The organism is Streptomyces sp. S.PB5 (assembly GCF_030403745.1).
Classification (GTDB): Bacteria; Actinomycetota; Actinomycetes; order Streptomycetales; family Streptomycetaceae; genus Streptomyces.
Window position 1 is genome coordinate 199,716 of sequence record NZ_JAQMWP010000017.1, and the last position, 25,851, is coordinate 225,566.

At 72.4% G+C, this 25,851-nt stretch carries 25 protein-coding genes and 1 riboswitch; of the genes, 16 read left to right on the forward strand and 9 right to left on the reverse strand.

What is annotated here, in order from left to right; genetic code table 11:
* Positions 1-11 precede the first annotated feature (11 nt).
* Positions 12-1,397, forward strand: coding sequence for an aminotransferase class I/II-fold pyridoxal phosphate-dependent enzyme (locus PH203_RS36930; protein WP_289925863.1), 1,386 nt, complete (start codon positions 12-14; stop codon positions 1,395-1,397).
* Here the strand turns inward: PH203_RS36930 and PH203_RS36935 are convergent.
* Complete coding sequence (locus tag PH203_RS36935) at positions 1,369-2,634, reverse strand: MFS transporter (RefSeq protein ID WP_289925865.1); 1,266 nt, start codon at positions 2,632-2,634, stop codon at positions 1,369-1,371. The genes PH203_RS36930 and PH203_RS36935 overlap by 29 nt on opposite strands.
* Positions 2,635-2,692: 58 nt before the next feature.
* Positions 2,693-3,481 carry an SDR family NAD(P)-dependent oxidoreductase gene (locus PH203_RS36940; RefSeq protein ID WP_289925867.1) on the reverse strand — a complete coding sequence of 263 codons (789 nt, stop codon included), beginning with the start codon at positions 3,479-3,481 and terminating at the stop codon, positions 2,693-2,695.
* A 51-nt stretch (positions 3,482-3,532) separates the two neighbouring features.
* On the opposite strand from PH203_RS36940, the gene PH203_RS36945 reads away from it, so the two are divergent.
* Positions 3,533-4,069 carry a hypothetical protein gene (locus PH203_RS36945; protein ID WP_289925868.1) on the forward strand — a complete coding sequence of 179 codons (537 nt, stop codon included), beginning with the start codon at positions 3,533-3,535 and terminating at the stop codon, positions 4,067-4,069.
* A gap of 37 nt (positions 4,070-4,106) precedes the next feature.
* Here PH203_RS36945 and PH203_RS36950 read toward each other — a convergent pair whose 3' ends face one another.
* The 3 genes from PH203_RS36950 to PH203_RS36960 form a co-directional block, all read right to left on the reverse strand.
* On the reverse strand, positions 4,107-5,021 hold the full coding sequence (locus PH203_RS36950; protein WP_289925869.1) for an SDR family oxidoreductase: 915 nt from the start codon (positions 5,019-5,021) through the stop codon (positions 4,107-4,109).
* Positions 5,022-5,156: 135 nt separating this feature from the next.
* Positions 5,157-5,786, reverse strand: coding sequence for an MBL fold metallo-hydrolase (locus PH203_RS36955; protein WP_289925870.1), 630 nt, complete (start codon positions 5,784-5,786; stop codon positions 5,157-5,159).
* Positions 5,786-6,874, reverse strand: coding sequence for an S-(hydroxymethyl)mycothiol dehydrogenase (locus PH203_RS36960; RefSeq protein ID WP_289925871.1), 1,089 nt, complete (start codon positions 6,872-6,874; stop codon positions 5,786-5,788). The genes PH203_RS36955 and PH203_RS36960 overlap by 1 nt, the downstream gene beginning before the upstream one ends.
* A gap of 68 nt (positions 6,875-6,942) precedes the next feature.
* Between PH203_RS36960 and PH203_RS36965 the strand changes: the two genes are divergently transcribed.
* Both PH203_RS36965 and PH203_RS36970 read left to right on the forward strand, forming a co-directional pair.
* Positions 6,943-7,221, forward strand: a complete 279-nt coding sequence (locus PH203_RS36965) for a hypothetical protein (RefSeq protein WP_289925873.1) — start codon at positions 6,943-6,945, stop codon at positions 7,219-7,221.
* Positions 7,222-7,250: 29 nt separating this feature from the next.
* A complete protein-coding gene (locus PH203_RS36970) occupies positions 7,251-9,005 on the forward strand; it encodes an ABC transporter ATP-binding protein (protein ID WP_289925875.1) in 1,755 nt (584 codons plus the stop codon).
* Positions 9,006-9,014: 9 nt separating this feature from the next.
* On the opposite strand, the gene PH203_RS36975 is transcribed toward PH203_RS36970, so the two are convergent.
* Positions 9,015-9,848 carry a (2Fe-2S)-binding protein gene (locus PH203_RS36975; protein ID WP_289925878.1) on the reverse strand — a complete coding sequence of 278 codons (834 nt, stop codon included), beginning with the start codon at positions 9,846-9,848 and terminating at the stop codon, positions 9,015-9,017.
* A gap of 185 nt (positions 9,849-10,033) precedes the next feature.
* Here PH203_RS36975 and PH203_RS36980 point away from each other — a divergent pair, with 185 nt between their 5' ends.
* The 9 genes from PH203_RS36980 to PH203_RS37020 all read left to right on the forward strand — a co-directional run bounded on the left by PH203_RS36980 (position 10,034) and on the right by PH203_RS37020 (position 20,939).
* Positions 10,034-11,029, forward strand: coding sequence for an iron ABC transporter permease (locus PH203_RS36980; RefSeq protein WP_289925911.1), 996 nt, complete (start codon positions 10,034-10,036; stop codon positions 11,027-11,029).
* Positions 11,026-12,039, forward strand: a complete 1,014-nt coding sequence (locus PH203_RS36985; RefSeq protein ID WP_289925882.1) for an iron ABC transporter permease — start codon at positions 11,026-11,028, stop codon at positions 12,037-12,039. Before PH203_RS36980 ends, PH203_RS36985 begins: the two co-directional genes overlap by 4 nt.
* A complete protein-coding gene (locus PH203_RS36990; protein ID WP_289925883.1) occupies positions 12,036-12,875 on the forward strand; it encodes an ABC transporter ATP-binding protein in 840 nt (279 codons plus the stop codon). The genes PH203_RS36985 and PH203_RS36990 overlap by 4 nt, the downstream gene beginning before the upstream one ends.
* A gap of 32 nt (positions 12,876-12,907) precedes the next feature.
* Complete coding sequence (locus PH203_RS36995; RefSeq protein WP_289925884.1) at positions 12,908-13,927, forward strand: iron-siderophore ABC transporter substrate-binding protein; 1,020 nt, start codon at positions 12,908-12,910, stop codon at positions 13,925-13,927.
* 86 nt (positions 13,928-14,013) lie between these two features.
* Positions 14,014-15,189, forward strand: a complete 1,176-nt coding sequence (locus PH203_RS37000) for an ATP-grasp domain-containing protein (protein ID WP_289925885.1) — start codon at positions 14,014-14,016, stop codon at positions 15,187-15,189.
* Positions 15,186-16,850, forward strand: coding sequence for an IucA/IucC family protein (locus tag PH203_RS37005; RefSeq protein ID WP_289925886.1), 1,665 nt, complete (start codon positions 15,186-15,188; stop codon positions 16,848-16,850). Before PH203_RS37000 ends, PH203_RS37005 begins: the two co-directional genes overlap by 4 nt.
* Entirely contained in the window at positions 16,847-18,040 is a 1,194-nt protein-coding gene (locus PH203_RS37010; protein WP_289925887.1) for an MFS transporter, read from the forward strand. The genes PH203_RS37005 and PH203_RS37010 overlap by 4 nt, the downstream gene beginning before the upstream one ends.
* Positions 18,040-19,746 (forward strand): IucA/IucC family protein, encoded by a 1,707-nt coding sequence (locus PH203_RS37015; RefSeq protein WP_289925888.1) that lies wholly within the window; start codon positions 18,040-18,042, stop codon positions 19,744-19,746. The genes PH203_RS37010 and PH203_RS37015 overlap by 1 nt, the downstream gene beginning before the upstream one ends.
* Entirely contained in the window at positions 19,743-20,939 is a 1,197-nt protein-coding gene (locus PH203_RS37020; RefSeq protein ID WP_289925889.1) for a type III PLP-dependent enzyme, read from the forward strand. Before PH203_RS37015 ends, PH203_RS37020 begins: the two co-directional genes overlap by 4 nt.
* Here PH203_RS37020 and PH203_RS37025 read toward each other — a convergent pair.
* Positions 20,936-22,396: an aldehyde dehydrogenase family protein gene (locus PH203_RS37025; protein WP_289925913.1), complete on the reverse strand. Its 1,461-nt coding sequence runs from the start codon at positions 22,394-22,396 to the stop codon at positions 20,936-20,938. The genes PH203_RS37020 and PH203_RS37025 overlap by 4 nt on opposite strands.
* A gap of 303 nt (positions 22,397-22,699) precedes the next feature.
* Here PH203_RS37025 and PH203_RS37030 point away from each other — a divergent pair, with 303 nt between their 5' ends.
* A complete protein-coding gene (locus PH203_RS37030) occupies positions 22,700-23,053 on the forward strand; it encodes a nuclear transport factor 2 family protein (RefSeq protein WP_289925891.1) in 354 nt (117 codons plus the stop codon).
* A 54-nt stretch (positions 23,054-23,107) separates the two neighbouring features.
* Positions 23,108-23,191: riboswitch (ZMP/ZTP riboswitch) on the forward strand.
* Positions 23,192-23,205: 14 nt separating this feature from the next.
* On the forward strand, positions 23,206-24,093 hold the full coding sequence (locus tag PH203_RS37035; RefSeq protein WP_289925894.1) for a bifunctional 5,10-methylenetetrahydrofolate dehydrogenase/5,10-methenyltetrahydrofolate cyclohydrolase: 888 nt from the start codon (positions 23,206-23,208) through the stop codon (positions 24,091-24,093).
* Between the two features lies 1 nt (position 24,094).
* Here PH203_RS37035 and PH203_RS37040 read toward each other — a convergent pair whose 3' ends face one another.
* Positions 24,095-24,985 carry a CU044_5270 family protein gene (locus PH203_RS37040; RefSeq protein ID WP_289925897.1) on the reverse strand — a complete coding sequence of 297 codons (891 nt, stop codon included), beginning with the start codon at positions 24,983-24,985 and terminating at the stop codon, positions 24,095-24,097.
* On the reverse strand, positions 24,978-25,517 hold the full coding sequence (locus PH203_RS37045) for a sigma-70 family RNA polymerase sigma factor (protein ID WP_289925899.1): 540 nt from the start codon (positions 25,515-25,517) through the stop codon (positions 24,978-24,980). Before PH203_RS37045 ends, PH203_RS37040 begins: the two co-directional genes overlap by 8 nt.
* Before the next feature lie 105 nt (positions 25,518-25,622).
* Between PH203_RS37045 and PH203_RS37050 the strand changes: the two genes are divergently transcribed.
* Positions 25,623-25,851: cbb3-type cytochrome c oxidase subunit I (locus tag PH203_RS37050; protein ID WP_289925914.1), on the forward strand; the 229-nt coding region annotated here is incomplete at its 3' end.

A 25,851-nucleotide genomic window follows, 5' to 3' on the forward strand; every position in this document is an offset into this window, starting at 1 on the left:
GGCTGCCGCTCATGCACCGTACTCTCGCCGACGATCTCTCCCGGCTCCCCGAACTTCTCCAGTCCGCCCGTGATCTGGCCGCCCGTGAGCTGGCCGGGGTGTCCGGGCGGCCGGTCGTGCAGCTCGACAAGGCGCCCGACCGTGAGGCACTGCCGACCGGGGGTGCGGGGGCGGAGGGGGCTCTCGCGCGGTTCGCCGAGCGGTGGGCGCCGGGCTTCTCGGGCTCGGCGGGGCCGCGCTACCTCGGGTTCGTCACGGGCGGCGCGACGCCCGCTTCGGTCGCCGGGGACTGGCTGACCAGCGCGTACGACCAGAACGTCTCGGGGGCGGTGGGGTCCTGGGCGACGGCTCTGGAGCGGGAGACGGTGGGGTGGCTGCGCGAGCTGTTCGGGCTGGGCGAGGCGCACAGCGGGGCGTTCGTCACGGGGGCGACCGCGTCCAACACCGTCGGGCTCGCCGTCGCCCGCGAGTGGCTGGGCGAGCGACTCGGGGTGTCCGTGTCGCGGGACGGGGTCGGGGCGCTGGGCCCGGTCCATGTGCTGTCCGGCAGCCCGCACTCCAGCATCGGCAAGGCCCTGTCCGTGCTCGGCATCGGCCGGGACCGGCTGCGGCCCGTGCCGGTGCTGTCGGGCAATCGCGAGGCGGTCGACGTCGGCGCGCTGGACGCGGCGCTGTCCGCGCTGGAGGGCCGCCCGGCGATCGTGGTCGCCAACGCCGGCACCGTGAACACGGTCGACTTCGACGATCTGCGGGCCATCGCGGCGCTCAAGGAACGGCACGACTTCTGGCTGCACGTCGACGCCGCGTTCGGCGGCTTCGCCGCGCTCTCCCCGTCGTACGCCGCTCTCGTCGACGGCCTCGACGCGGCCGACTCCGTCTGTGTCGATCTGCACAAGTGGCTCAACGTGCCCTATGACGCGGCCGTCCAGTTCACCCGCCGCCGGGATCTGCAGGTGGCGGTCTTCCACAACGCCTCGCCGTATCTCGGACTGCCCGTCGGCGAGCCCGACTTCGTGCATCTCACACCGGAGAACTCGCGCCGGCTGCGGGCCCTCCCGGCGTGGTTCTCGCTGATGGCGTACGGCCGGGACGGGCACCGCGAGATCGTGGAGCGGAACGTCTCGCTGGCGCGTGAGCTCGGTGAGCGTCTCGCCGGGCTTGACGGGCTGTGCCTGCTGGCTCCGGTGCGGCTGAACGTCGTGTGCTTCACCCTGGCCGGGGATCCGACGCCGGAGCGGGTCGACGCGCTCGCGCAGGCCGTGGCGGCGAGCGGCGAGGCGTTCGTGACGCCGACCGTGTACGGCGGGACGCCCGGGCTGCGGGCGGCGTTCAGCAACTGGCGGACGTCGGCGGACGACGTGGAGCGGATCATCGGGGCTGTGGCGCGGGCGCGGTGACCGGGGCGGGGTGCGGGAGTTCGCGTCGCACACGGACCGGCGAGAGGAAGACGGGCAGGAAGGCCGCCGCCAGCACCGCCCCGCCGGCCCACAGCGTGGCGCGGACACCGGCCAGTTCGCCGAGCACACCCGCGACCGCCGCGCCGAGGGCGAGCGCTCCGGTCAGAACGAAGCGGAACGTGGCGTTCATACGGCCGAGGAGGTCGTCCGAGGTCATCCGCTGCCTCAGGCTCACGCCGAGGACGTTGTCCGTGCCGGTCTTGAACAGGGCCAGCGTCCAGCCCGCGCCGGCCACCCACAGCCAGGCACCCCGGTCGATCAGCGGCACCAGCAGGGCGGCGGGTGCCAGGACCGCCCCGGCCAGTCCGAGAGAGCGGCCGTATCCCAGGCGTCCGGCGAGGCGGCGGGCACAGCGGGCGCCGAGCAGCAGACCGAGGCCGCCCGCCGCCCAGAAGAGGCCCAACGCGCTCGCGGGGAGGCCGAGTTCGCGGACGAAGAGCAGGGGCAGCATGGTGTTGACGATCTGCATGCCCAGGTTGGTGAGGGCCGCGGTGAGGGCGAGGGCGCGCAGTTCCGGGTTGCCGAAGACATGGCGCAGCCCTTCGGCGATCTGCGCCCTCAGGCTCGCCTTCCGCTGCCGGGCCGGTGGCTCCTCCTGGTGGCGGATCAGGGCGAGTTGGAGCGCGGAGGCGAGATAGGTCGCCGCCGCGCAGAGTACGGCCGGCGGGGCGGTGAGGAACTGCACCAGGGCGCCGCCCGCGCCCCGCCCCGCGACGTTGCCCACCGCCTGGAGGCCGACCATGGCGGCGTTCGCCGGCACGAGGGCCTCGCGGCCGACGAGGCGCGGGAGGGTGCTCTGGGAGGTGACGTCGAAGAAGACGGTCGCGGCGCCGTTCAGCAGGACGACGGCGTAGAGCTGGCCGAGGGTGAGCGTGTCCGTCCACCAGGCGAGCGGCACGGAGGCGTACAGGATCGCGCGGGCCAGGTCGGCCAGGATCAGCACCCGGCGGTGCCGCAGCCGGTCCACCCAGGCGCCCGCGGGCAGGCCGATGAGCAGGAACGCCAGTGTGCTGAGGGTGGCGAGCGCACCGACCTGTCCGGGACCGGCGTCGAGGGCGGTGACGGCGATCAGGGGGACGGCGACGTAGCTGACGTTCGTGGCGAGCTGGCTGAGGGTGCTCGCGGCGAACAGGACGCGGAAGTCGGCGCTGCGCCAAGGGGATTCGGTGTCGGGCACACAGGAACGCTGCCCGACACCGTCCGCGCAGGACAAGTGAAAAGATCTACAGCGAGTGTTAAGCGTTCCTGCGGAATCGGTGGAACCCGGACTCGACCGCGGTGATCCCGCCGTCGACGGGCAGCGTCACGCCGGTGATCCAGGAGGCGTCGCGGGAGGCGAGGAAGAGAATCGCGGCGGCGATGTCCTCGGGTTCGCCGACGCGGCCCAGGGGGTACAGCTCGCGCGCCTTCGCGAGGTCGTCGTCACGGCCCGCCCAGGCGGTGGTGCGGACGGTGCCGGGTGCCACGAGGTTGACGCGGACGCCGCGGTCGGCGGCGTGTCCGGCGAGGGTGCGGGTGAGGGAGCCGAGACCGGCCTTGGCGGCGCTGTAGGCGTGGCAGCCGAAGTCGTACAGGCCGTTGACGGAGCCGACGTTGACGATCGCGCCGCGTCCGGAGGCGGCCAGGTGCGGCAGGGCGGCCCGGCAGCAGCGGAAGGCGCCGGTGAGGGTGATGTCGAGGTCGCGGGCCCACTCGTCGTCCGGTTCGTCCTCGAAGAGCGGGGCGTCGGGGGTGCAGTGGAAGGCGTTGTTGACCAGGACGTCCAGCGAGCCGAAGGCGCCGACGGCGTGTTCGACGGCCGCCTCGACCTCGGCCCGGTCCCCCACGTCGCATCCGAACGCCTCGGCCGCCAGCCCCTGTTCACGCAGGGCCGCCGCGGTCTTCTCCGCCGCGGGCGCGTCGATGTCGGTCACCAGCACCCGCGCCCCCTCCTCGGCGAACCGTCGCGCGGTCGCGGCGCCGATGCCGCGGGCGGCGCCGGTGATGAGAACTGAGTACCCCTCGAAGCGCGTTGTGTCCGTCATGGGATCGCACCGTAGTGCCTGGTCGATCAACCGGGCAGATACCGTGCGCCCATGTCCGCGTTCATACAGCAACTGCCCGCGCTCCTGGGCGTCGTCATCGGTGCGCTCGGCTCGTACCTGGCGGTCGTGCGCAGCGACGGCGCCCGCTTCCGCCGTGAGCAGTCGGCCCGTTGGGAGGAGCGGCGGCTCGCGGTGTACGCCGATTACGCGAGCACGCTGAAGCAGACCGTCACGCTGGCGTGCCGGGCGGCCTCGCACCTCGGCAACGACCCGCACCCGCACCCCCTGTCCCCCGAGGAGGCCACGCCCCGGCTGGCCGAGGCCACCCTGGCCCGGGACCCGGCCGGGGAGGCGCTCCTGCTGCTGGGGAGTCCGCGGGTGGTGGAGAAGGCGCGGGCCTGGGTCACCGTGGTGCTGGAGATGGAGCAGGTCCTGCGCGACGGGACGCGTGATCCGGCGGCCTGGCGGGCGCTGGTGGAACGGCACCGCGTCGGGCGCGACGGCTACTACGCGGCCGTGCGCGAGGACTTGGCGCTGCCACCGGGCCTTTCGGTGCGGTGGCAGCTGCCGTCGGCGGACCGGTCCTGATCTGGCGGCCCGGTCTGATCTGGCGGCCCGGTCTGATCTAGCGGTATCCGGTGGTGTCCGCCGGCTTTCCCGCGTCCTGGACCTCGACGACGTAGCGCCAGGCGTCCGGGCGGCTGCCGTCGAGGTCGGTGTAGCCGTAGACCTGGGCGAGGCCGCCGCTGGAGAGGGACTGTCCGTTGAAGCGGGACACGTCGGGGTCGGCGGCGAGGGCGGCGACGGCGCGGCCGACGTAGCGCGGGGTCTCCGAGATGGCGAAGTGGGGGACCTGGTCGAGGGCCTCGCGCCAGTTGTCCTCGCGCACCCCGTAGTGCTCCAGCATCATCTCCGAGCGGAGCCAGCCCGGGGTCAGCGCGACGGCGGTGGCGCCGCGCGGTCCGAGTTCCTGGCCGAGGGCGAAGCCCATACGCAGGACGGATGTCTTGGCGAGGTCGTAGAAGAAGGTGGCGCGGTAGTTGGTGCCGTTGTACTCGGCGGTGCCGTCCGTCACCTCGACCACCAGTCCCCCCGGGTTGCGCAGCAGCAGCGGCAGGGCGTGATGGCTGGTGACCGCGTGGGTCTCGACGGCGAGCCGCAGCAGCCTGAGGCCGTTGTCGAGGTCGTGCTCCCAGACGGGGCTCTCCCACTCGAAGAGTTTCTCGCCGCCCCAGATGTTGTTGACCAGGACGTCAAGGCGGCCCTGTTCGTCGGCGATCCGGTCGACGAGGGCGCGGACCTGGGCGGGGACGAGGTGGTCGGTGGGGACGGCGATGCCCGTCCCGCCGGCCTCGGTCACCAGGTCGGCGGTGTCCTCGATGGTCTCGGGGCGGTCGTACTCCGAGCGCTGGTCGCGTGTGCTGCGCCCCGTCGCGTAGACGGTGGCACCGGCCGCCCCAAGCTCCACGGCGATCCCCCGTCCGGCTCCCCGGGTCGCTCCGGCGACCAGTGCGACCTTGCCCTTGAGCGGCTGTGACATGTCCGGCTCCCCTGTGTGCGTGGTGCGTCGTCCATTCCACGGTGCACGGTAAGCCGGACATCTTCTGTCACCTTTTCCTGCGGGTCTTGATCCGCACTCGCGGCGGCGCCCGGTCCGCCGGCCGCCGCGCCCTCGTCAGTGGCCGCGGGCGATCCACTCCTGAAGGTGCGGGGCCTCCGCGCCGATCGTGGTGGGGTCGCCGTGGCCGGTGAGGACCTTCGTCGCGGGCGGCAGGACGAGCAGCCGGTCGCGGATCGAGTCGATGATCGTCGGGAAGTGGGAGTAGGAGCGGCCGGTGGCGCCGGGACCGCCCTGGAAGAGGGTGTCGCCGGTGAACACGGTGGCCAGGCCCGGGTCGTGGAGGCAGACCGCGCCGGGGGCGTGGCCCGGGGTGTGCAGCACCCGCAGATCGACGCCGGCCGCCTCGATGACCTGTCCGTCCTGGAGGTGGGCGTCGGGGTCGCGGTCGGGATGGGTCTGCTTCCACAGCGGCAGGTCGTCGGGGTGCAGCCAGATCGTGGCGCCCGTGAGGTCGGCGAGGGCCGGGGCGGCGTCGATGTGGTCGTTGTGGGCGTGGGTGCACACGATCGCGGTCAGCCTGCGCTCCCCCACCGCGGCGGCGATCGCCTCGGCGTCGTGTGCGGCGTCGATGACGATCACCTCGTGGTCGTCGCCGACGAGCCATACGTTGTTGTCGACGTCCCAGGTGCCGCCGTCGAGGCTGAACTGCCCTGAGGTGACGAGGCGTTCGATGCGGGCGGTCATCAGAGCACCACCACCGAGCGGAGGACGTCTCCGCCGTGCATGCGCTCGAAGGCCTTCTCGACCTCGTCGAGTTGGACGGTCTCGGTCACGAACGCCTCCAGGTCCAGGCGGCCTTGCAGATGCAGGTCGATCAGCATGGGGAAATCACGGCTCGGCAGGCAGTCGCCGTACCAGGACGACTTCAGCGCGCCGCCGCGGCCGAAGACGTCCAGGAGCGGCAGCTCCAGCTTCATCTCCGGGGTGGGGACTCCGACGAGGACGACCGTGCCGGCGAGGTCGCGGGCGTAGAAGGCCTGCTCGTACGTCTCGGGGCGGCCGACCGCCTCGATGACGACATCGGCCCCGAACCCTCCGGTCAGCTCGCGGATCGCCTCGACCGGATCGCTCTCGCGGGAGTTCACCGTGTGGGTGGCGCCCATCGAGCGGGCCTTCTCCAGTTTGCGGTCGTCGATGTCTACGGCGATGATGCGCGCCGCGCCCGCCAGGTTCGACCCGGCGATCGCCGCGTCGCCGACGCCGCCGCAGCCGATCACCGCCACCGTGTCACCGCGGCCGACGTTGCCGGTGTTGATGGCGGCGCCGATCCCGGCCATCACGCCGCAGCCCAGCAGACCGGCGACGGCGGCCGAGGCCTGCGGGTCGACCTTGGTGCACTGTCCGGCGGCGACCAGCGTCTTCTCCGCGAACGCGCCGATGCCCAGCGCCGGGGAGAGCTCCTGTCCGGTCGAGGCGAGGGTCATCTTCTGCCGGGCGTTGTGCGTGTTGAAGCAGTACCAGGGGCGGCCCCGTAGACAGGCGCGGCAATTGCCGCACACGGCGCGCCAGTTGAGGATGACGAAGTCGCCCGGGGTCACATCGGTGACTCCCTCGCCGACCGCCTCCACGATGCCGGCCGCCTCATGGCCGAGCAGGAAGGGGTAGTCGTCCGAGATGCCGCCCTGTTTGTAGTGCAGGTCGGTGTGGCACACCCCGCAGGCCTGCACCTGGACGACCGCTTCGCCCGGCCCGGGGTCGGGCACCAGGATCGTCTCCACCCGGACCGGCTCGTTCTTGCCCGGTGCGATCACGCCGCGTACTTCCTGCGCCATGGTGGTGAAACCCTTCCGTCGGCCGGTGTCCGTCCTCTCGACCCTACGTGTAACTGATCGGTAACGGCATGGGAGCCGCCGGCACGCGGGCCGGGGGCCCTGCGGATGCCCTGCGCCGGCACGCGGTGCGGCACATGGACCAGGGTGCGGGCCACCTGTCCGGCCGAGGTTCCCGGCAGGCCCTGTTCGACCGGCACCGGGTCCGCCCGGCCGGCGTCGAACTCGGCCCCGGCGAGGTCCTCACCGGCATGCTCGACGGCTGCCTGTCGCGCACCGACTCCCGGCCCCTGATGTTCTCCGTGACGCGGATCCGGTGGGCCGCACGGAAGGGGGCCGACGTAGCCTGAATGCTCCGCCCCACCCCACAAGGAGCGCCGTGAGCATCGCCGCGACGGAGCAGGCCCCGCCCACCTGGCGGCTGCTCCTGGGATATGTACGCCCCCACCGCTGGGCCCTGGCGGCAGGCGCTCTGCTCTCCCTGGTCACCGGGGCCACCGGGCTGCTGCTCCCGCTGGTGGCACGGGAGTTGATCGACGACCTCTCCCACGACCGCACCATCACGGGCGCGTTGCTCGTCATGTCGGGCCTGGTGGTCGCCAACGCGGCGGTGGGAGCGCTGGGTTCGTACGTGCTGCGGCGCACCGCGGAGTCGGTCGTGCTGGGCGCGCGGCGCTCGCTGTCGTCGTACCTCCTCAGGCTGCGGATCACCGCCGTGGACCGCACCGAACCGGGCGATCTGATGGCCCGCATCACCTCGGACACCACGCTGCTGCGCGAGGTCACCACCGACTCCCTCGTCGGCCTCGGCACGGGCGGGCTCACGCTGGTGGCGACGGTGGTGATGATGGGCCTGGTCGATCCGGTGCTGCTGGGGGTCACCCTGGCCGTCATCGTGGGCGCGGGCACGGTCCTCGGCGTCATCGTGCCGCGTATCAACCGTGCGAGTCGGCAGGCGCAGGACGCGGTCGGTGTGATGGGGGCCTCGCTGGAGCGGATCCTCGGCGCGCTGCGCACGGTGAAGGCCTCGGGTGCGGAGCACCGGGAGGAACGTACGCTGCACGCGGCCGCGGAGGAGTCGTGGCGGCAGAGCGTGCGGGCCGCCAAGTGGACGGCGGCCGCGGGCAACACGGCGGGGCTCGCGATGCAGATCGCTTTCATCACGGTGCTCGCGGTGGGCGGTGCGCGGGTGGCCACCGGGGCGATCGACGTCGGCACGCTGGTGGCCTTCCTGCTGTACGTCTTCTACTTGATGTCGCCGATCCAGCAGGTGGTCGGGGCGATCACGCAGTACCAGACGGGTGCGGCGGCGCTGGGGCGCATTCAGGAGGCGTTGCGGCTGCCGGCCGAACCGGCGGGCGAGGCCGCGCCGTTGCCGGCCGCGGGTTCGGAGCCGGCCGCGCTCACCTTCACGGATGTGCGTTTCCGGTACGCCGACGATCTGCCGTACGTCCATCACGGTGTGACGTTCTCCGTGCCCGCGCAGGGGATGACGGCGTTCGTCGGGCCGTCCGGCGCGGGGAAGACGACGGTGTTCTCACTGATCGAGCGGTTCTACGATCCCGAGTCGGGGTCCATCACGCTGGACGGGCGTGATCTCGCCGACTGGGAGCTGGCGCGGTTGCGGTCGGCGATCGGGTACGTCGAGCAGGATGCGCCGGTGCTGTCGGGGTCGTTGCGGGACAACCTGCTGCTGGGGAACCCGGAGGCGGACGACGGCGCGGTGGCGCGGGTGCTGAAGACGACGCGGCTGGACGGTCTGGTGGCGCGGCTGCCGTCGGGGCTCGACACGCTGGTGGGCCATCGCGGGACGAAGTTGTCCGGGGGCGAGCGTCAACGGGTCGCCATCGCGCGGGCGTTGCTGCGGCGGCCGCGGCTGTTGCTGCTGGACGAGGCGACCTCGCAGCTGGACGCGGTGAACGAGGCGGCGTTGCGGGACACGGTCGCCGACGTGGCGCGGACGACGACGGTGCTGGTGGTCGCGCACCGGTTGTCCACGGTGACGATGGCCGACCGGATCGTGGTGATGGACGCGGGGCGGGTGCGGGCGGTGGGGACGCATCGGGAGCTGGTGGCCGGGGATCCGTTGTACGCGGAGTTGGCGGCGACGCAGTTCCTGGCGACGGCGGACTGAGTCGTCCGTCTACTCCTCCAGCCTCCGCAGCCTTTCCTGGTCGCAGGTGCGCGGGCAGGTCGAGCACGCCTCCGCCGGGCGGATCGCGTAGAACATGCAGCAGCCGGTCCGGGTGCGGGTCGCGTGGCTGCGGCCGTCCTCGCCCACCAGGTGGCGGAAGCCTGCGCCGGCCGGATACGGCGGAACCGGCATCGGCAGCACCTCGGTCGCCGCCCGGATCGCCTCGCTCTCCTCGCCCAGCATGCGGCCCAGGTACCAGATGGCGGAGACCAGGTCGTCCTCGACCATGCCCCACAGAGCGCGCGAGCGGCGGCGGGCGACGGGGCCGATCGCGGCGAGCAGCGGGCGCATGTGGTCCGCCAGGGAGATGCGCAACTGGGTGCGCAGCAGGTCCTCCTGAGGGAGCGTCAACACTCCGGGGGCGGCGGAGAGGGCGTCGTCCGGCAGGCAGGCCAGTTCCGTGCCGGGGGTGATCTCGTACGAACCCGTGGTGAGGTCGAGTCGCAGGTCCTCGGGGCGGATCCGGGGGACCCGGCGCTCCAGGTACCAGGTGCCGCCCATCAGTGCGCCGACGGACCACGCGTAGTCGTGCAGGGCGCGGGAGGCGGCGACGTCCGGGCGTACGGCGGTTTCGTAGCGGTGTCGGACACGGGCCGTCTCGGCCGCGACGAACGCGTCCAGCACGTCCCGGTCCGACGCCAGCTCCGCGGCCGTCACTCCTCCTTGAGGCGCCTCGGACACCCGTACCTCCAGCGCCTCGCAGATGCCGGCCAGCCGTCGGTAGGTGTCGGCGAGGGCTCGGGCGACGGTGACGTCCGGTGAGGTCTTCAGGGTCACGGACATCAGCGTGCTCCAGTGCGGGGGAGTTTCGGTAGAGCCTTGATAGGCAAGGCTTACCTTAGCTTGATCAAGGGACTCCCACGTCAAGGCGGCTCAAAGGAACCGCACAGGCAGTTGAAAAGTAAAGCAAGCCTCACCTAAGCTCACCGCTCGTGACTGCGACCCAACGGGGCGCACCCCCCACAGGTGTGCCCTTGCGTGCCTTCCGGCACATACCGTTCTTTCTGACCGGCCTCGCGGCCCTGACCCTCTGCACCGCCCTCAGCCTCGCCCTCGGCGCCCGCTCGGTGCCGCTGTCCACGGTGGCCGACGCCCTCTTCGGCGACGCCCATGGACGGGACGCCCTCGTGGTGACCGGGCTGCGGCTGCCGCGCACCGTCATCGGCCTCGCGGTCGGTGCCGCGCTCGGCGTCGCCGGGGCCGTCGCCCAGGGCATCACCCGCAACCCGCTCGCCTCCCCCACGACCCTCGGCATCAACGCGGGCGCCGGTTTCGCGGTCGTCGTCGCGATCTTCGCGCTGAAGCTCAACGACCCCGTCGAGTACGTGTGGTTCGCGTTCGCGGGCGCCGCGGGCGCCGCCCTGTTCGCCACCGCGCTGTCCCGGCGCGCCGGGGACATCGATCCCGTACGGCTCGCGCTGGGCGGCACCGTGCTTCAACTCGTGCTGTTCTCCTGGACATCGGCCGTGATGCTCATGAACCAGCGCACGCTCGACGAGGCCCGCTTCTGGCTCGCCGGGTCGCTGTCCGGGCGTCCCCTCGACACGCTGTGGCCGGTACTGCCGACCCTGCTGCTCGGGATCGTGGTCGCGCTGGCCGTCTCCCCCGCCCTCAACGCCCTTGCGCTGGGCGACGATTCGGCCCAGGCCCTGGGTGTCCCGGTGGCCCGGATCCGGCTGGCCGGCGGCATCGCGGTCGTCCTGCTCGCCGGCTCCGCGGTCGCGGTCGCCGGGCCGGTCGCCTTCATCGGGCTCGCCGCACCGCATCTCGTCCGTCCGCTGCTCGGCGGCGACCACCGGCTGCTGGTGCCGGGCTGTCTGATCGCCGGTCCGCTGCTGCTGCTCTGCGCCGATGTGCTCGGGCGGATGGTGCTGCGCCCCTCGGAACTGGAGGTCGGCATCGTGACCGCGTTCCTCGGCGCGCCCCTGCTGGCGCTGCTGGCCCGGAAGGTGGCGACACGGTGAACCGGGTCACAACACGCATACGCGTTCTCGCCTTCGCCGGCACCGCTCTCGTCGCGCTCTTCGTGCTGCTCACCGTCTCCCTGACGACCGGTGAGATGCGGATCCCGGCGGTCACCGCACTGCGCGCGCTGGCCGGGCTCGGCGATGCCGGCGATGTGCTGGTGGTGCAGCAGTTCCGGGCGCCCCGGTCCGTGGCGGCGATCGCCGGCGGGGCCGGGCTCGGTGTGGCGGGCTGTGTGCTGCAGCGGCTGTTCCGCAACCCTCTGGCCTCCCCCGACGTCATGGGGGTGACCGGCGGTGCCTCGCTGGGCGCGGTCGCGCTGATCGCCGCCGGGGCCTCGCAGACACTGGTGCCGGTCGGCGCGCTGGGCGGGGGTCTCCTCGCCGCGCTGCTCCTCGGCGTGTTCGCCTGGGGTTCCGGGCTCGCCGTCACCCGCCTCGTGCTCACCGGGCTCGCCGTGCAGGCGGGGCTCGCCGCCGCCGTCAACCTGATGATCGTGCGCTTCCCGGCGGAGCTCGCCGGATCGGCCCTGCAGTGGACGACCGGTTCGGTGTACGGGCGGACCTGGACCGAGGTGTGGGGAGCGGGCGGTGCCATGGTCCTCGCGCTGGCCGCCGCCCTGGTACTGCACCGCCGGCTGGCCGTGCTCGACCTCGGGGACGATTCGGCGGGCGCCCTCGGCCTGCGCACCTCCACCGCCCGCCTGCAACTGCTCGTCCTCGCCGTGGTGCTGGCCTCGCTCGCCGCCGCGCTCGCCGGGCCCGTGACCTTCGTGGCGCTCGCGGTGCCGCACATCGTGCGGTTCCTCACCGGGCCCCCGACCGCCGCGTCACTGGCGCTGGCCGGTCTCACCGGCGCGGTGCTGCTGCTCGCCTCCGACCTGGTGGTGCAGCACCTGCTGCCGATCGAAGGGCTGCCGGTGGGAGCGGTCACCGCGACCCTCGGAGCGCCCTGGCTGCTGGTGCTGATGCTCCGGCAGAGCTCACCCGTGAACAGGAGCCACGCATGAAGGCCGGACCGCAGACCCCGGTGGACACCCTCAACCAGCTCGCCACCCGGTCCCTCGACCTCCGCTACGGCGACCGTCTGGTCGTCGGCGGCCTCGATCTCACCCTGCCCGGCGGGGCCGTGACCGCGATCGTCGGCCCCAACGCCTGCGGCAAGTCGACCCTGTTGCGGGGGCTGAGCCGACTGCTCGCCCCGGCCGCCGGTACGGTCACCCTCGACGGCTCCGACATCCACCGCATGCCGGCCAAGTCCCTGGCGCTGCGGATGGGTCTGCTGCCGCAGCAGCCGGTCACGCCCGAGGCGATCACCGTGGAGGCGCTCGTACGGCTCGGCCGCTATCCGCATCAGCGGCTGCTGAGCCCCTGGTCGGCCGCCGACCAGAAGGCGGTGGACGAGGCCCTGGAGCGCACCGGCACCACCGCCCTGCGCGACCAGCCGGTGGACCGGCTCTCCGGCGGTCAGCGGCAACGGGCCTGGATCGCGCTGGCGCTGGCCCAGGACACCGAACTGCTCCTGCTCGACGAGCCGACCACCTTCCTCGACCTGCGGCACCAGCTCGACGTCCTCGATCTGGTGGCCGCCCTGCACGCCGAGGCGGGCCGCACCGTGGTGATGGTGCTGCACGACCTCGGACAGGCCGCCCGTTACGCGGACCACATGGTGGTCCTCAAGGACGGCCGGCTCGCCGCCGCCGGAGCCCCGGCGGACGTCCTCGACGCGGAGCTGGTGAAGTCCGTGTTCGACGTGGACTGCCGGGTCATTCCCGACCCGGAGACCGGCACCCCGCTGGTCGTCCCGAAGAGCAGTGTGGTGCGGCGCTCCGCCGCCACCGCCTGATCAACTCCCTACCAAGAAAGAGCCGCCCCCCCATGTCCCACCGCTTCGCCATGCCCGGAATCCGCCGGATTCTGGCCCCGCTGCTCGCCGTGACCCTCGGTACGGCCGCCCTGGTCGCTTGCGGCGGCTCGGAGTCCGACGACACCGCCACCGCCGCAAAGCCCGCCGCCGACTCGGGTGCCTTCCCGCGCACCCTCAAGACCGCCATGGGCGACGTGAAGATCCCCTCCCAGCCCAAGCGGGTCGTCGTCCTCGACACCGGTGAGCTGGACGACGTCACGCTCCTCGGCATCGACCCGGTCGGCGCGGTCGCCCCGCACTTCAAGACCGAGGGCGGCTTCCCGACGTACCTCAAGGGCGAGTTGAAGAACACCGCCGACGTCGGCCCGCTCCTGGAGCCCAACCTGGAGAAGATCGCCTCGCTGAAGCCCGATCTGATCCTGTCCTCCAAGATCCGGCACGAGAAGGTCTACGACAAGCTCAGCGCCATCGCCCCCACCGTCTTCACCGAGACCACCGGCGGCGTGTGGAAGGACAACCTCAAGGTCCACGCCGAGGCGCTGGGCCTGGAGAAGGAGGCCGCGGCCAAGCTCGACGAGTACGAGACGCAGGCCAAGGCGCTGGGTGAGGCCATCAGGAAGAAGGACGGCGGCACCATGCCGACCGCGTCCGTGGTCCGCTTCATCGCCGGCCCGACCCGCCTCTACCAGTCCAACTCCTACAGCGGTGTCGTCCTGAACGACATCGGCTTCAAGCGGCCCTCCTCGCAGGTCTCCACCGACCCCGAGGTCACGATGAAGGACGTCAGCCCGGAGCAGATCGACCAGGCCGACGCCGACCTGATCTTCGTCACCTCCGCCGACGTGGACGACAAGACGCAGAAGAAGCAGGTCACTTCGAACCCCGTGTGGAAGTCCCTGCCGGCCGTCAAGGACGGCAAGGTCTTCGAGGTTCCCGACGAGACGTGGATGTCCGGCATCGGCGTCCAGGCCGCCGAGCAGATGCTCGCGGACGTGGCGAAGGACACCGGCGTCGAACTCCCCGCCAAGTAACTCCCGCTGAATCGGGGCGGGCCGCAGCCATGGGCCGGGCCCGCCCCTTCAACCCCCCACCCGCTAGCGGAAGTTCCCCACCACCCATGCGTCTGTACCTGCTTGCCCTCAACCCGACCGACTCCGTGACCGAGGGCTTCCTGCCCGCGGCCGCCCGGCTCGGCCTGGACGTCACCGTCCTCACCGACCAGCCCGACGCCCACCGCGCCGTGTATCCGGACATCGAGGTCCTGGAGTGCGACGTCCGCGACTTCCGGGCCGTCGTCACCCGCGTCTCCACCCACCACCGCCCCGACGCGGTGTTCACCAACAGCGACCACCTCCAGACCCAGGCCGCCCTCGCCGCCGCCTACTTCGGGCTCCCCGGCAAGGACTGGCGGGCCACCCTGCGCTGCAAGGACAAGGCCGAGATGCGCCGTCGTCTCGCCGCGGCGGGCGTGGACACCGTGTGGTCGGCCGAGCTCACCGGACCGGCCGCCCTGCCGGACGCCCCGTACCCGTGTGTCGTCAAGCCGCGCGAGGGCGTGGCCAGCGAGGACGTCGTCCTGGTCGACACCGCCGAGGACCTGTTCACCCGCTCCAAGGAGATCCTCGACCGGCGTCCCGGTGCCGTCCTGGTCGTCGAGGAGTACCTCCCCGGCGAGCTGTACACCCTGGAGACCCTCGGGGACGGACGGACCCGGCACGTCCTCGGCGGTTTCCACACCGAGCTGTCGCCGCCGCCGTACTTCATCGAGGAGCGCCTCACCTTCGTCCCCGCCCACCCCGAGGCCGTCGTCGGGCAGATCCTCGCCCAACTGGACGCGCTCGGGGTGGGCTTCGGGGCCTGTCACACCGAGTTCGTGGTCCACGAGGGGCGGGCCCGGATCATCGAGGTCAACTACCGGGCCATCGGCGACCAGTGCGATCTGCTGCTGGCGCGCCTGCTTCAGATCCCGCTCTTCGAGCACATCCTCCGCGCCCATCTGGGCGAGCCGCTCCCCGCGGACCTCGGGGCGCGCCGGGACGGTGCCGCCCGTCTGGAGTATCCGTGCGCCGAGCGCCCGGGCCTCCTCACCGAGGCACCCGCCGCAACGGAACTGACCGTCGACGGCGTCCACCTGACGTACCGTCCGCTGCGCGCGACGGGCGAGCGGCACGAGCTGTACCGCACCAACCGGGACTACCTCGGCGTCCTGCGGGCCGTCGGCACCGACCAGCCGACGGTGGACCGGGTGACGGCCGGATTCCTGGCGGGCCTGCGCTGGGAGATCCAGCCGTGACGGCCGGTACGACCCGAGCCGAAGCGATCTGTGACGCACAGCTGCTGACCCGCGTCCTCAGCGCCCTCCTCCGCGAGGACGTCGCGGGCCTGCGCACCCGCAGCACCCTCGTCGACCACCCGGACGGCCCCTGGCTCCGGCTGCCCGCCGAAGGCGACGCGCTCCTGCTGCCCGTCACCGAGGACGGGTTCCAGTGCGAGTACGCCGCCCGGCTGCCGCTGCTGGTCCGCGAGTCGGACGGCGCCGAGCTGACCTCGCACGACACCGTCCTCAGCGCACTGCGCGCACTCGCCGACCCCGTCGACCGCGCGGGCTACGACGCCTTCGCCGAGGAGTGCCGGCAGACGCTGGCCACCATGCGGCTGCACGCGACCTCACCCGTCGGCTTCGGTGCGGACCCCACCCGGTGGCCGCCGCTCGCGTACGACGCCCTCGCCGCCCGTCTCGACCATCCCGTGTATCCGACGGCACGCGGACGCGCGGGGCTCACCGAGGATCAACTGCGCGCATATGCACCGGAGTTCCACCCCCGGTTCGCCCTGCGCTGGCTGGCCGTGCCCCGCGAGTCCCTCACCCTCGCCGGCACCCTCCCGAAGTTCTGGCCCAGTTGCACCGACCTCGGGCTGGCGGCGGCCGAGGGCACCCATCTGCCCCTGCCGGTGCACCCGTTGACCGTGGACGCCCTGCGCGAGGCGGGCCTTCCCGAGGGTGCCCTGTTCGCCGACCGCGCCCACCTCGACGTCGTACCGACCCTGTCGATGCGCACCGTGGCCGTGGACGCGACGCACCACCTCAAACTCCCCCTCGCGACGTCCACGTTGGGCCTGCGCAACAAGCGGTCCATCAAGCCGGGCACCCTCGTCGACGGCGCGGCGGGACAGCGGCTCGTCGAGGCCGTGCTCGCCCGTGAACCCCGGTTCCGGGACTCGATCCTGCACGCCGACGAGACGACGTACGCCCATGCCGGGCACGAGTTGCTGGCCGTGCTGTGCCGCCGCTTCCCGGTCGGCTTGGACGACGCCGAGGTCGTACCGCTGGCCGCCCTGCTCGCCGAAGCGCCCGACGGACGGCTGGTCCTCGACCACCTGGCCGAGCGCTTCTACGGCGGTGACCCGCTCGCCCTCCTTGACGCCTTCCTGACGCTGCTCCTCGACTGGCAGACCACGCTGTTCGGGTACGGCATCGCGCTGGAGTCGCACCAGCAGAACATCTCGCTGGTGCTGCGGCCCGGCGGTCTGCGGCTGCTGTTCAAGGACGACGACGGGCCGCGGATCAACCCGAAGCGCCTGGGTGCGGTCCTGCCCGGCCCATGGGGTTTCGACGACGCCCGGACCCATGTCACCGGTGACGGGCCGGTGGCCGACGTGTTCACGACCATCACCGTCCATCTGTGCGCGGGCGCCTACGCGTTCGGCCTCCCCCGGCACCGGAGAGCCCTGCTCGCTCTCGTACGCCAGCGGCTGAGCGAGGCGGTCGACCGGCTCGGCGGGGACGCGGGCGCCGCCCTGCGGGAGCGGGTGCTGGACGCGCCACGGCTCCCGGTGAAGGCGATGGTCACCGCCGGGACGCTGCTGTCCAAGGAGCGCTCGGGCGCGGCCGACATCAACAAGCACTACACCAGCGGGCCCAACTACCTGTTGCGCGAAGGGGGTTCGGCATGAGCGCCGAAACCCTCCGCATGCCCCGTCCGGCCTTCGGCCGCGGTCATGTGCACGCGGTGGCGGGCTGCTACTTCGTGGCGTCCTTCGCGGCCCTCGGCCTGCCCCCGTATCTCACCGAGATCCTCCCGGAGCTGGGCGACCGGGCGGCCCGCTGGGCGGGCGTGCTCTATGTCGTCCCGACCGTGTTCGGTGCGATCACGGCACCGCTGTGGGGCCGGCTCGCCGACCGGTACGGCCGTAAACGGCTGCTGTTGCGGGCCCAGTTGGGGCTCGCGGTGGCCTTCCTGATGGCCGGGTGGGCGGACTCGCTCGCCACCTTCACCCTCGCGCTCGTCCTCCAGGGCATCCTGGGCGGCACCTTCGCCGCCTCCAACGGCTATCTCGGCGCGGGCCTGGAGGGCCCGTCCCTGTCCAAGGCGCTCACCCTGATGCAGGGAAGCGCCCGGGCCGCGCTGGTGGTCGCGCCGATCGTGGTCGGCGCCCTGTCCGGCTGGCTGTCACCGCACCGCCAGTACGCGCTGCTCGCCGTGCTGCCGCTCACGGCCGCTCTGCTGCTCGCGGCCCTGCCCGAGCCGGGGCCGGTCCGGCGCGAGAAGAGCGAGCCGGCCGTCGCCGCCGACCAGCCGCCTCCCGTGATGTCGCTCAAGGCGCTCTACGCGCTGGAGTTCACCTTCGTGTTCTCCACCGTGATCTCCTTCCCCTACCTCATCGCCCTCGTCGACGACCGGCTCCCGGGCACGTCACCGACGCTCTCCGGACTGCTCTTCGCCCTCCCCCACCTCTGCTATCTGGTCGCGGCCCTGACCGTGCACTCCGCCTTCCGCGACCGCCCCAGGGCCGGGATCGCGCTCGGCTTCGTCCTGATCGCGCTCGGTCTCGCCGGGCACGGTGCCGTCGACTCGCTGCCCGCGCTGATCGCCGTACGACTGCTGCTCGGCGCCGGACTCACCCTCGGCCTGGTGTGTCTCCAGGTCCTGGCCGCGGAGTGCGCCAAGGGCCGGGCGCCCGGCGGGATGTTCGGCTCGCTGGAGTTCTTCTCCAAGGCCGGCGCGGTCGCCGCCGGTCTCGCCGCGGCGGCCGGCAGCGCCCGGTTCGGACCCGCCGCGCCCGTCCTGACCGGCGCCGCCGTGGCCGCCGTCATCGCCGTCGCGACCCTCCTCCCCACCCTCACCCCCCGCTGGAGCCGCTGATGCCCTCGCTCACCGTCCCCCAGACTCCCCCCGGGCGCACCCAACTGCCCACCGCCGACGAGGTGGTGGCGCACACCCTCCTCAACTGCCTGCTGCGCGAGGTCTCAGGACCCGAGCACCAGACGGTCGTCACCGACGGCCGGCTCCTGCTGCGCCTGCCCCGCCGCGGAGTGCTGCTCCGGATCACACTGCGCCGCACCTCCCTCCTCGGCGCGCACCGGTTCACCGGCCCCGTGTCCGAGCAACGCGACGGCGACTGGGCGGAGCTGGACTGGCGCCGCCTCGCCGAGTACACGCACGACGAGCTGTCACTGCGGACGGGGGTGCGCAACGAGGAGTTCCTGGAACAGGTCGTCTCCAGTCATGAGGCCGTCACGACCGCACTCGCGTCGGCGGGGACCTCCCGGACCGACGCCTATCTCGCCTCCGAGCAGTCCCTGCTGTTCGGCCACCGCTTCCACCCCACCCCCAAGGCCCGCACCGGCGACCCGCGCGCCTGGTCCGCGTACGCGCCCGAGGCCGGGGCCGCCTTCCCGCTGCGTCATCTCGCCGTGCGCGAGCACCTGATCGCCGAGGAGTGCGCGCAGCCATCGGCCGCCGCGGCCCTGGACCGGCTGCGCCCCGACCTCCCCGACGGCTACCGGCTGCTGCCCGCCCACCCCTGGCAGTACGACACGCTCCGCGGGCACCCGGCACTGAGCGCGGCGCTGGAGAGCGGCGACGTCCTGGACCTCGGCCCGGGCGGGCGGCCCTTCGCCGCGACCGCGTCCGTCCGCACCCTCTACGACGGGGAGACCTTCCTCAAGTTCAGCCTGAACGTGCGGATCACCAACTGCCTGCGCAAGAACAGCAGTTACGAGCTGTCCGGGGCCGTCGCCCTGACCCGTGTGCTGGCCCCGGCCCTGGCGGACCTCGCCGGACGCTTCCCCGGCAGCGCGGTGCTCCGCGAGCCCGCCTACCGCACGCTCGCGCTGCCCGGCCCGGACGGCACACCGGACCGCGCCCTGTTCGAGGGCTTCGGTGTCATCGTCCGCGAAGGTCTGCCGAGCCGCCTCGCGCCGGGCACCACCGCCCTGCTGGCGGCCGCGGTGGCCGACGAGTACCCGAGCGGTGCCGCCCACATCTCCCGCCTCCTCGGCGCGGCGGACGAGCGGACGGCCCTCAAGTGGTGGTCGGCCTATCTGGACCTGCTCCTGCCGCCGGTCCTGGCCGCCTACTTCGACCACGGCCTGGTTCTCGAACCCCACCTCCAGAACGTCCTGGTCTGCGTGGACGCCGACGGCATGCCCGCCCAGGTCCTCTTCCGCGACCTGGAGGGCACCAAGCTCGTCCCCGAGCACCACGCCGACACGCTCGCCGCGCTGCCGCCCGAGGTCGCGGGCCCGATGACGTACGACGCCCGGCGCGGCTGGGACCGTGTCGTCTACTGTCTGCTGGTCAACCATGTGGCCGAGCTGCTGGCCGCCCTCGCCGATCTGCACCCGGGGGCGGAGGCCGCCCTCTGGGCCCGGGTCCGTGCGACGCTGCGCTCGTACGCCGACCAGCTCGGCTGCCCGCCCCGCCTGGCCGCCCTCCTCGCCGGTGTCCCCCTGCCCGCCAAGGCGAACCTCCTCACCCGCTGGGAGCGCAAGGCGGACCGTGAGGCCGGTTACGTCCGTCTGCCGTCCCCGCTCGCCGAGGACATCCTGACCGGGAGCACCCGATGACCCCTGCCGTGCAGGAACGCGCCCTGGCCCTCGGGGCGACCGAACTTCCCGCCTACCTCTACGACTTGGCGGAGCTCCGCAGACACGCCGCCGCCGTCCGGGCCGCACTTCCGTCGCGGGTCGAGCTGTACTACGCGGCCAAGGCCAACCCCGAGCCGGAGATCCTGGCCGCGCTCGGACCGTATGTCGACGGCTACGAGGTGTCCTCGGGCGGTGAACTCGCCCATGTCGCCGAGGCGATGCCGGGGCGTCCTCTCGCCTTCGGCGGTCCGGGCAAGACACCGGACGAGGTGATGGCCGCTCTGGAGCGGGGAGTCGAGCGCTTCCACGTCGAGAGCGAGCACGAGCTGCGGATGCTGGGCGAGCTGGCCCGGCGGACGGGACGGCGTGCCGGTGTGCTGGCGCGCGTCAACCTGGCGCTGTCCGACGGGTCGCTGGCGGGCAGTTCGCTGGCGATGGGCGGGCGTCCGACACCCTTCGGCATGGATCCGGACCGGGCGCGCCAGGTGGTCCGTGAGCTGGTGGGCGGCGCCTGCCCGCAGCTCGAATTCAGGGGCGTGCACGCCCACCTGGCCAGCGGCCTCGAAGCCCCGGAGCAGCTCGCGGTGGCTCAGGCGGTCGTGGGGTGGGCCACCGGGCTCGGGGTGCCGCTCCAAGAGGTCAACGTCGGGGGCGGCATGCACGTCGACTACGCCGACCCCGAGCGCCGCTTCGACTGGGCCGCGTACGGCAAGGGTCTCGCCGAACTCAGCGAGGCGCACCCGGAGTTGACCCTGCGCATCGAGCCGGGGCGGGCGCTGACGGCGTACTGCGGCTGGTACGCCACCGAGGTGCTGGACGTGAAGCGCAGTCACGGCGAGGAGTTCGGCGTGGTGCGCGGCGGCACCCACCATCTGCGGACCCCGGCGACGAAGGGGCATGACCAGCCCTGTGCCGTGCTGCGGGTGGCGGACTGGCCGCACCCGTGGGAGCGGCCGGCCGCCGGGGGCGAACACGTCACGCTGGCCGGGCAGTTGTGCACGCCGAAGGACGTCCTCGCCCGCCGGGTTCCCGCGCCCGGGCTGCGGGCCGGTGACCGGGTGGCGTTCTCGCTGGCGGGGGCGTACGCGTGGAACATCTCCCACCACGAGTTCCTGATGCACCCCCGGCCCGGCTTCCACTTCCTGGACGCCGGGCCGGAGTCAGGGGTCTAGAACGGGTAGTGCGCCTGCTGGGTGGCGATGGTCACCCAGCGGGTGTTGGAGAAGGCCTCGATGCCCCAGCGGCCACCGAAGCGGCCGTAGCCGGAAGCCTTGAAGCCGCCGAAGGGGGCCTGCGGTTCGTCGGCCACCGACTGGTCGTTGATGTGCACGATGCCGGTGCGGATGCCGCGCGCCACGGCGAGTCCGTGGGTGGCGTTCTCGGTGATGATGCCGCAGGTCAGACCGTTCTCCGTGTCGTTGGCGACGGCCACGGCGGCGTCGTCGTCGGTGAACGTCTCGACCACGCAGACCGGCCCGAACGCCTCGGCGTGGTAGAGCTCGGCGTCCTTGGGCACATCGGTGAGGACGGTCGCCGGGTGCACCGCGCCCTCGGGCTTGCCGCCGCCGGTGAGGACCTTGGCGCCCTTGGCGACGGCGTCCTCGACGAGCCCGGCCACGCGCTGCGCGGAGGAGGCGGCGACCAGCGGGCCGATCACGGTGTGCGGGTCCCCCGGGTCACCGGCCTGCAGCGAGGCCGTCTTGGCGGTGAACTTCCGGGTGAACTCCTCGGCCAGCGACTCGTGGACGAGGATGCGGTCGCCGGACATGCAGATCTGTCCGGCGTTCATGAACACGCTGAAGGTGACGGCGTCCACGGCGTAGTCGACGTCCGCGTCGTCCAGCACGATGACGGAGTTCTTGCCGCCCAGCTCCAGGACGGCGGGCTTGAGATGACGGGCCGCGTGCTCGCCGATGATCCGGCCGACGCCTGTGGAGCCAGTGAAGTTCACCGCGCGGACGCGCGGGTCGGCGATGAGGACCTCGGCCGTCTCGGCCGCGTCCTCACGGGCGTTGGTGACGACGTTCAGGACGCCGTCCGGCAGGCCCGCCTCACGCAGCACGTCGGCCACGAACAGACCGCAGGCGATGGGCGCGTCCTCGCTCGCCTTGACGACGACGGTGTTCCCTGCGGCCAGCGGCGCGGCGACGGCCCGTACGCCGAGGATGACCGGGGCGTTCCACGGCGCGAACGCGGCGACCACGCCGACCGGTTCGCGGACCGCGAGGCCGAGCGCGCCCTGTTCCTGGGCGGTGAGGACCTCGCCGCGCGGGGCGGTCACGGCGGCGGCCGCCTCACGCAGCATGTTCGCGGCGAGGTAGACGTTGAAGTGCGCCCAGGGCCGGGTGCCGCCGGCCTCGTGGGCCATCAGCTCGGCGACCTGGTCGCCCTTGGTCTCGAGGAGGTCGGCGGCCTTCAGCAGGATCGCGCGCCGGGCGAAGGGGGCCAGCGCGGCCCACTCGGGGAACGCCGCCTCGGCCGCGTCGACGGCCCGGCGCACATCCTCGGGGCCCGCGGCCGCGACGGTCGCATACACCTCGCCCGTGTAGGGGTTGAGGTCCTCCGTCGTACGGCCGGAGGCGGCGGGCACGTCCTTGCCGCCGATGAACAGTTCGCGGGTGATGGGCATGATGCGGACCTCTTTGTTCGCCACGTGAACCATGATTCATTTCTAAGCGCATGCTCTGTTCAACCGGCAACAATGTCAAGGGCCGCCCGGGATTCCCGGACGGTCCTCGGTACGGAGGTACGCGTATGAACGTATGGATCAGTACGCGGTGCGCGTCAGTACGGGATGCCCGGGAGCCGCGGTCGCCATCGGGGCGGCGGAGTGCCGCTGCTGCGCTTGCCGAGCCCGGCGGGGCGGAGGAGTCTCGAAGGTGAGGCCCTCGCGGCCCGCTCCCCGCTGCCGCGGGCCTCGCAGGAGGCAATCATGGGCACCGGGTTCAGCACCGAGACACTGCGCCGGGGCATCGAAGGAAACACCGCTGCGAATCTGCTGTCGCTGTACACGGACGACGCCGAGCTGCGCGTCGTCGACCGCAACACCCAGCCCAGCAGCCCGAGGATCCTGCACGGCCGGGACGAGATCGGCGAGCTCCTCGAGGACGTCTACAGCCGCGACATGACGCACAAGCTGGAGCGGTGCGTCGTGGACGGCGACCACGTGGCCTACAGCGAGTCCTGTCTGTACTCGGACGGGGTGCGCGTGCTCGCCGAGTCGATGATCACGCTGCGCGACGGCAAGATCGCCGAGCAGACCATGATCCAGGCCTGGGACGAGTAGGGAGGCGGTTGCCGAAGGTCCGGTCCCGGCCCTCCCACCGGCTCGGTCAGGCTGAGGGCGGGCCGTGACTGGCGCTGAGGTGGAGCACCACCGGGGAGCGGACCGCAGGATCTGATGCCGTGCGCCTGGGCGAACCGACTACCAGCCCAGGAGTGGATCATGTCCCAGGCCCGGCTGGGGGCACCTCCCAGGCCCTTAAGGCACTGGGGGAGGACGGCACCGCGCTCGCCCGGCGGATCGTGGAGGAGACCGGCAAGCGCGCCGCCGACCTCACCGAACGCACCGGCACGACACCCTGTCTCGCGACCGTACTGGTCGGCGAGGACCCCGCCTCCGTGACGTACGTCCGGATGAAGCAGAACCGTTGCCGCAAGGCCGGTATCGCCTCCCGGCACGTGGAGCTGCCCGCCGCCACCACGACCGAGGAGCTGGTGGCCACGTTGCGGGAGCTCTCCGCGGATCCCGCCGTGCACGGCATCCTGCTCCAGCACCCGATGGGCCACCACATCGACGAGCGCGCCGCGTTCGAGGCGATCGCACCCGAGAAGGACGTCGACGGGGTCACCTTCGCCTCGTTCGCAACGATGAGCTTCGGCCTGCCGGGCTTCGTGTCCTGCACACCCGGCGGGATCATGCGGCTGCTCGACGAGTACGGCGTCGACCCCGCCGGCAAGCGGGCCGTGGTCGTCGGCCGCAGCGCGATCCTCGGCAAGCCGGCCGGGATGCTGCTGCTCGCCCGCGACGCGACGGTGACGTACTGCCACTCGCGCACGGCGGGCCTGTCCACGGCCGTCCGGGAGGCGGACATCGTGGTCGCCGCCGTGGGGCGGGCGAAGCTCATCAAGGGGCAGGACATCAAGCCCGGCGCGGTCGTGCTCGACGCCGGGTACAACGCCGGGAACGTCGGCGACGTCGACTTCGACTCCGCGGTGGAGCGGGCCTCGCTGATCACCCCGGTGCCGGGCGGCGTCGGTCCCATGACGATCGCCACGCTGCTGGAGCAGACGGTGGACGCCGCGGCCCGGCAGCTCGGGGTGTGAGTCAGCGCATCCAGGCGCTGTAGTCCATGACGTCGCCGGCCTTCACGCCGTACTCGGGTGCCGCCTCGGTGAAGGTGGTCTCCAGACCGAGTACGGCGCCGGTGGCCGGGTCCATGATCAGCATCCGGCGGGTCGCGGACTGCGTGTACACGTACGCCTGTCCGGGCCGCCCGAGCCGGTCCGTCACCTGTCCGACGGGCGTCAGCCCTTCGGCGTCCGCGAGCAGCCGGGCGACCGCGGCCGACTCACGGGCGCCGAGCTGCCAGGTGTCCAGGAGCACCTCGACGCCGTCGAGGAGTCGGCCGGTGTCCAGTTTTCCCTCGGTGTAGGTGGCTTCCAGCAGGTAGGCGCGCAGACGTTCCGCGTCGTGCGGGGGCGGTGACTGCGGCGGGGCGTCGCTCCAACTGGGCGGGTAGGTCTGCTCGGTGCGGTCCCGGCCGTTGTCGACGACGACCGTGTGGCTGTCGTCGGCGTGCCAGCGCACGACGCGTTCCTCCGGGTAGGTGATCGGGGGCTCGTCCTCGCTCATGCCCAGGCTCCACGTCCTGACGTGGGTGCCCTTGCGGAGCCCCAGCGAACCGCCGGCCGCTCGCGCCCGGTCGGCCAGGGTCTCCAGGGACACGGGGGTGGAGTCGGCCCGTACGACCAGCGGGCGCGGTGCGGCGGCCGCCGGAGTGGTCGTGCCCCCGGTGAACAGCAGCGCCGACACCAGTGCGGCGACGATTGCCGTAGCCGCCAGCCCCCACAGCAGACGCGGCCGACGGGAAGTCCGTTGCCGCATCAGCAGGTTCAGCCGCCGCTCGGCATGGTGGTCCAGGGGACCGTCGCCGAAGTGGGGGCCGTCGGTGGGCACCGGGTTGGCGCGGCGCAGGAGTTCGAGTTCGTCAGCCATGGCCGTTCTCCTTCAGGGTGGCTGCGGTCGTGGGGCCCAGGCGGTCGATCTCGGCTCTCAGCCGACGCCGCGCCCGGTGCAGCCGCATCGACGCGGCCCGGGTGCCGCAGCCGAGGGCGACGGCCACTTCGTCGACGCCGAGTTCCTCCCAGGCCGTCAGCCGCAGCACCTCCTGGTCGGCCGGGGAGAGCCGGGCCAGCGCCTCGTGCACCCAGCCGCCGGGGGTCTCCGCCTCCGGGCCCGCCGCTATGTGCCGGCGGTGCGCGGTGTCGTCGTTGCCCAGCCGGTCCACCAGTCGCCGCCGTCGCCCCTGCCCCCGGACCGCGTTGGCCAGACAGTTCCGTGCCACGCCGTACAGCCAGGGCAGCGGGGTGTCCGGGAGGTCGCTCCGGCGGCGCCAGGCGACGGTGAAGACCTCCGCCACCACTTCCTCGACCTCATGCGTGCGCCCGTCCAGTCGCCGCGCGACATAGCGGCTGACCGCCCAGTAGTGCTCGCGATAGGCAGCGGCGAAGTTGTCGTCGTCGCTCATGTTCCGTTCGTGTCCGGCACCCTCGGGATCGTCACCGGCGTTTCCGTGATTCTCGTCGCGTCCCTGAAGTGTGACGTCCGGGCGGGGCGCGGACACAGGCGGGGCATGAGGCACCTCAAGTGGCTGACGACCACCGACCACAAGACGATCGGAACGCTCTATCTGGTCACGTCGTTCGCGTTCTTCTGCATCGGTGGCGTGATGGCGCTCCTCATGCGCGCCGAACTCGCCCGCCCCGGCTTGCAGATCATGTCGAACGAGCAGTTCAACCAGGCGTTCACGATGCACGGCACGATCATGCTGCTGATGTTCGCGACGCCGCTGTTCGCCGGCT

What these genes read in the sequence shown, in the direction of transcription:
- PH203_RS36975 (WP_289925878.1), bottom strand. Translation starts at nt 9,848, where the DNA reads ATGTCCGTGACCCTGAAGACCTCACCGGACGTCACCGTCGCCCGAGCC.
- PH203_RS36940 (WP_289925867.1), bottom strand. Translation starts at nt 3,481, where the DNA reads ATGACGGACACAACGCGCTTCGAGGGGTACTCAGTTCTCATCACCGGC.
- PH203_RS37015 (WP_289925888.1), top strand. Translation starts at nt 18,040, where the DNA reads ATGCCCTCGCTCACCGTCCCCCAGACTCCCCCCGGGCGCACCCAACTG.
- PH203_RS37030 (WP_289925891.1), top strand. Translation starts at nt 22,700, where the DNA reads ATGGGCACCGGGTTCAGCACCGAGACACTGCGCCGGGGCATCGAAGGA.
- PH203_RS37020 (WP_289925889.1), top strand. Translation starts at nt 19,743, where the DNA reads ATGACCCCTGCCGTGCAGGAACGCGCCCTGGCCCTCGGGGCGACCGAA.
- PH203_RS36930 (WP_289925863.1), top strand. Translation starts at nt 12, where the DNA reads ATGCACCGTACTCTCGCCGACGATCTCTCCCGGCTCCCCGAACTTCTC.
- PH203_RS36955 (WP_289925870.1), bottom strand. Translation starts at nt 5,786, where the DNA reads ATGACCGCCCGCATCGAACGCCTCGTCACCTCAGGGCAGTTCAGCCTC.
- PH203_RS36960 (WP_289925871.1), bottom strand. Translation starts at nt 6,874, where the DNA reads ATGGCGCAGGAAGTACGCGGCGTGATCGCACCGGGCAAGAACGAGCCG.
- PH203_RS36995 (WP_289925884.1), top strand. Translation starts at nt 12,908, where the DNA reads ATGTCCCACCGCTTCGCCATGCCCGGAATCCGCCGGATTCTGGCCCCG.
- PH203_RS36990 (WP_289925883.1), top strand. Translation starts at nt 12,036, where the DNA reads ATGAAGGCCGGACCGCAGACCCCGGTGGACACCCTCAACCAGCTCGCC.
- PH203_RS37040 (WP_289925897.1), bottom strand. Translation starts at nt 24,985, where the DNA reads ATGGCTGACGAACTCGAACTCCTGCGCCGCGCCAACCCGGTGCCCACC.
- PH203_RS36945 (WP_289925868.1), top strand. Translation starts at nt 3,533, where the DNA reads ATGTCCGCGTTCATACAGCAACTGCCCGCGCTCCTGGGCGTCGTCATC.
- PH203_RS37045 (WP_289925899.1), bottom strand. Translation starts at nt 25,517, where the DNA reads ATGAGCGACGACGACAACTTCGCCGCTGCCTATCGCGAGCACTACTGG.
- PH203_RS36965 (WP_289925873.1), top strand. Translation starts at nt 6,943, where the DNA reads ATGGGAGCCGCCGGCACGCGGGCCGGGGGCCCTGCGGATGCCCTGCGC.
- PH203_RS37010 (WP_289925887.1), top strand. Translation starts at nt 16,847, where the DNA reads ATGAGCGCCGAAACCCTCCGCATGCCCCGTCCGGCCTTCGGCCGCGGT.
- PH203_RS37025 (WP_289925913.1), bottom strand. Translation starts at nt 22,396, where the DNA reads ATGCCCATCACCCGCGAACTGTTCATCGGCGGCAAGGACGTGCCCGCC.
- PH203_RS37000 (WP_289925885.1), top strand. Translation starts at nt 14,014, where the DNA reads ATGCGTCTGTACCTGCTTGCCCTCAACCCGACCGACTCCGTGACCGAG.
- PH203_RS36950 (WP_289925869.1), bottom strand. Translation starts at nt 5,021, where the DNA reads ATGTCACAGCCGCTCAAGGGCAAGGTCGCACTGGTCGCCGGAGCGACC.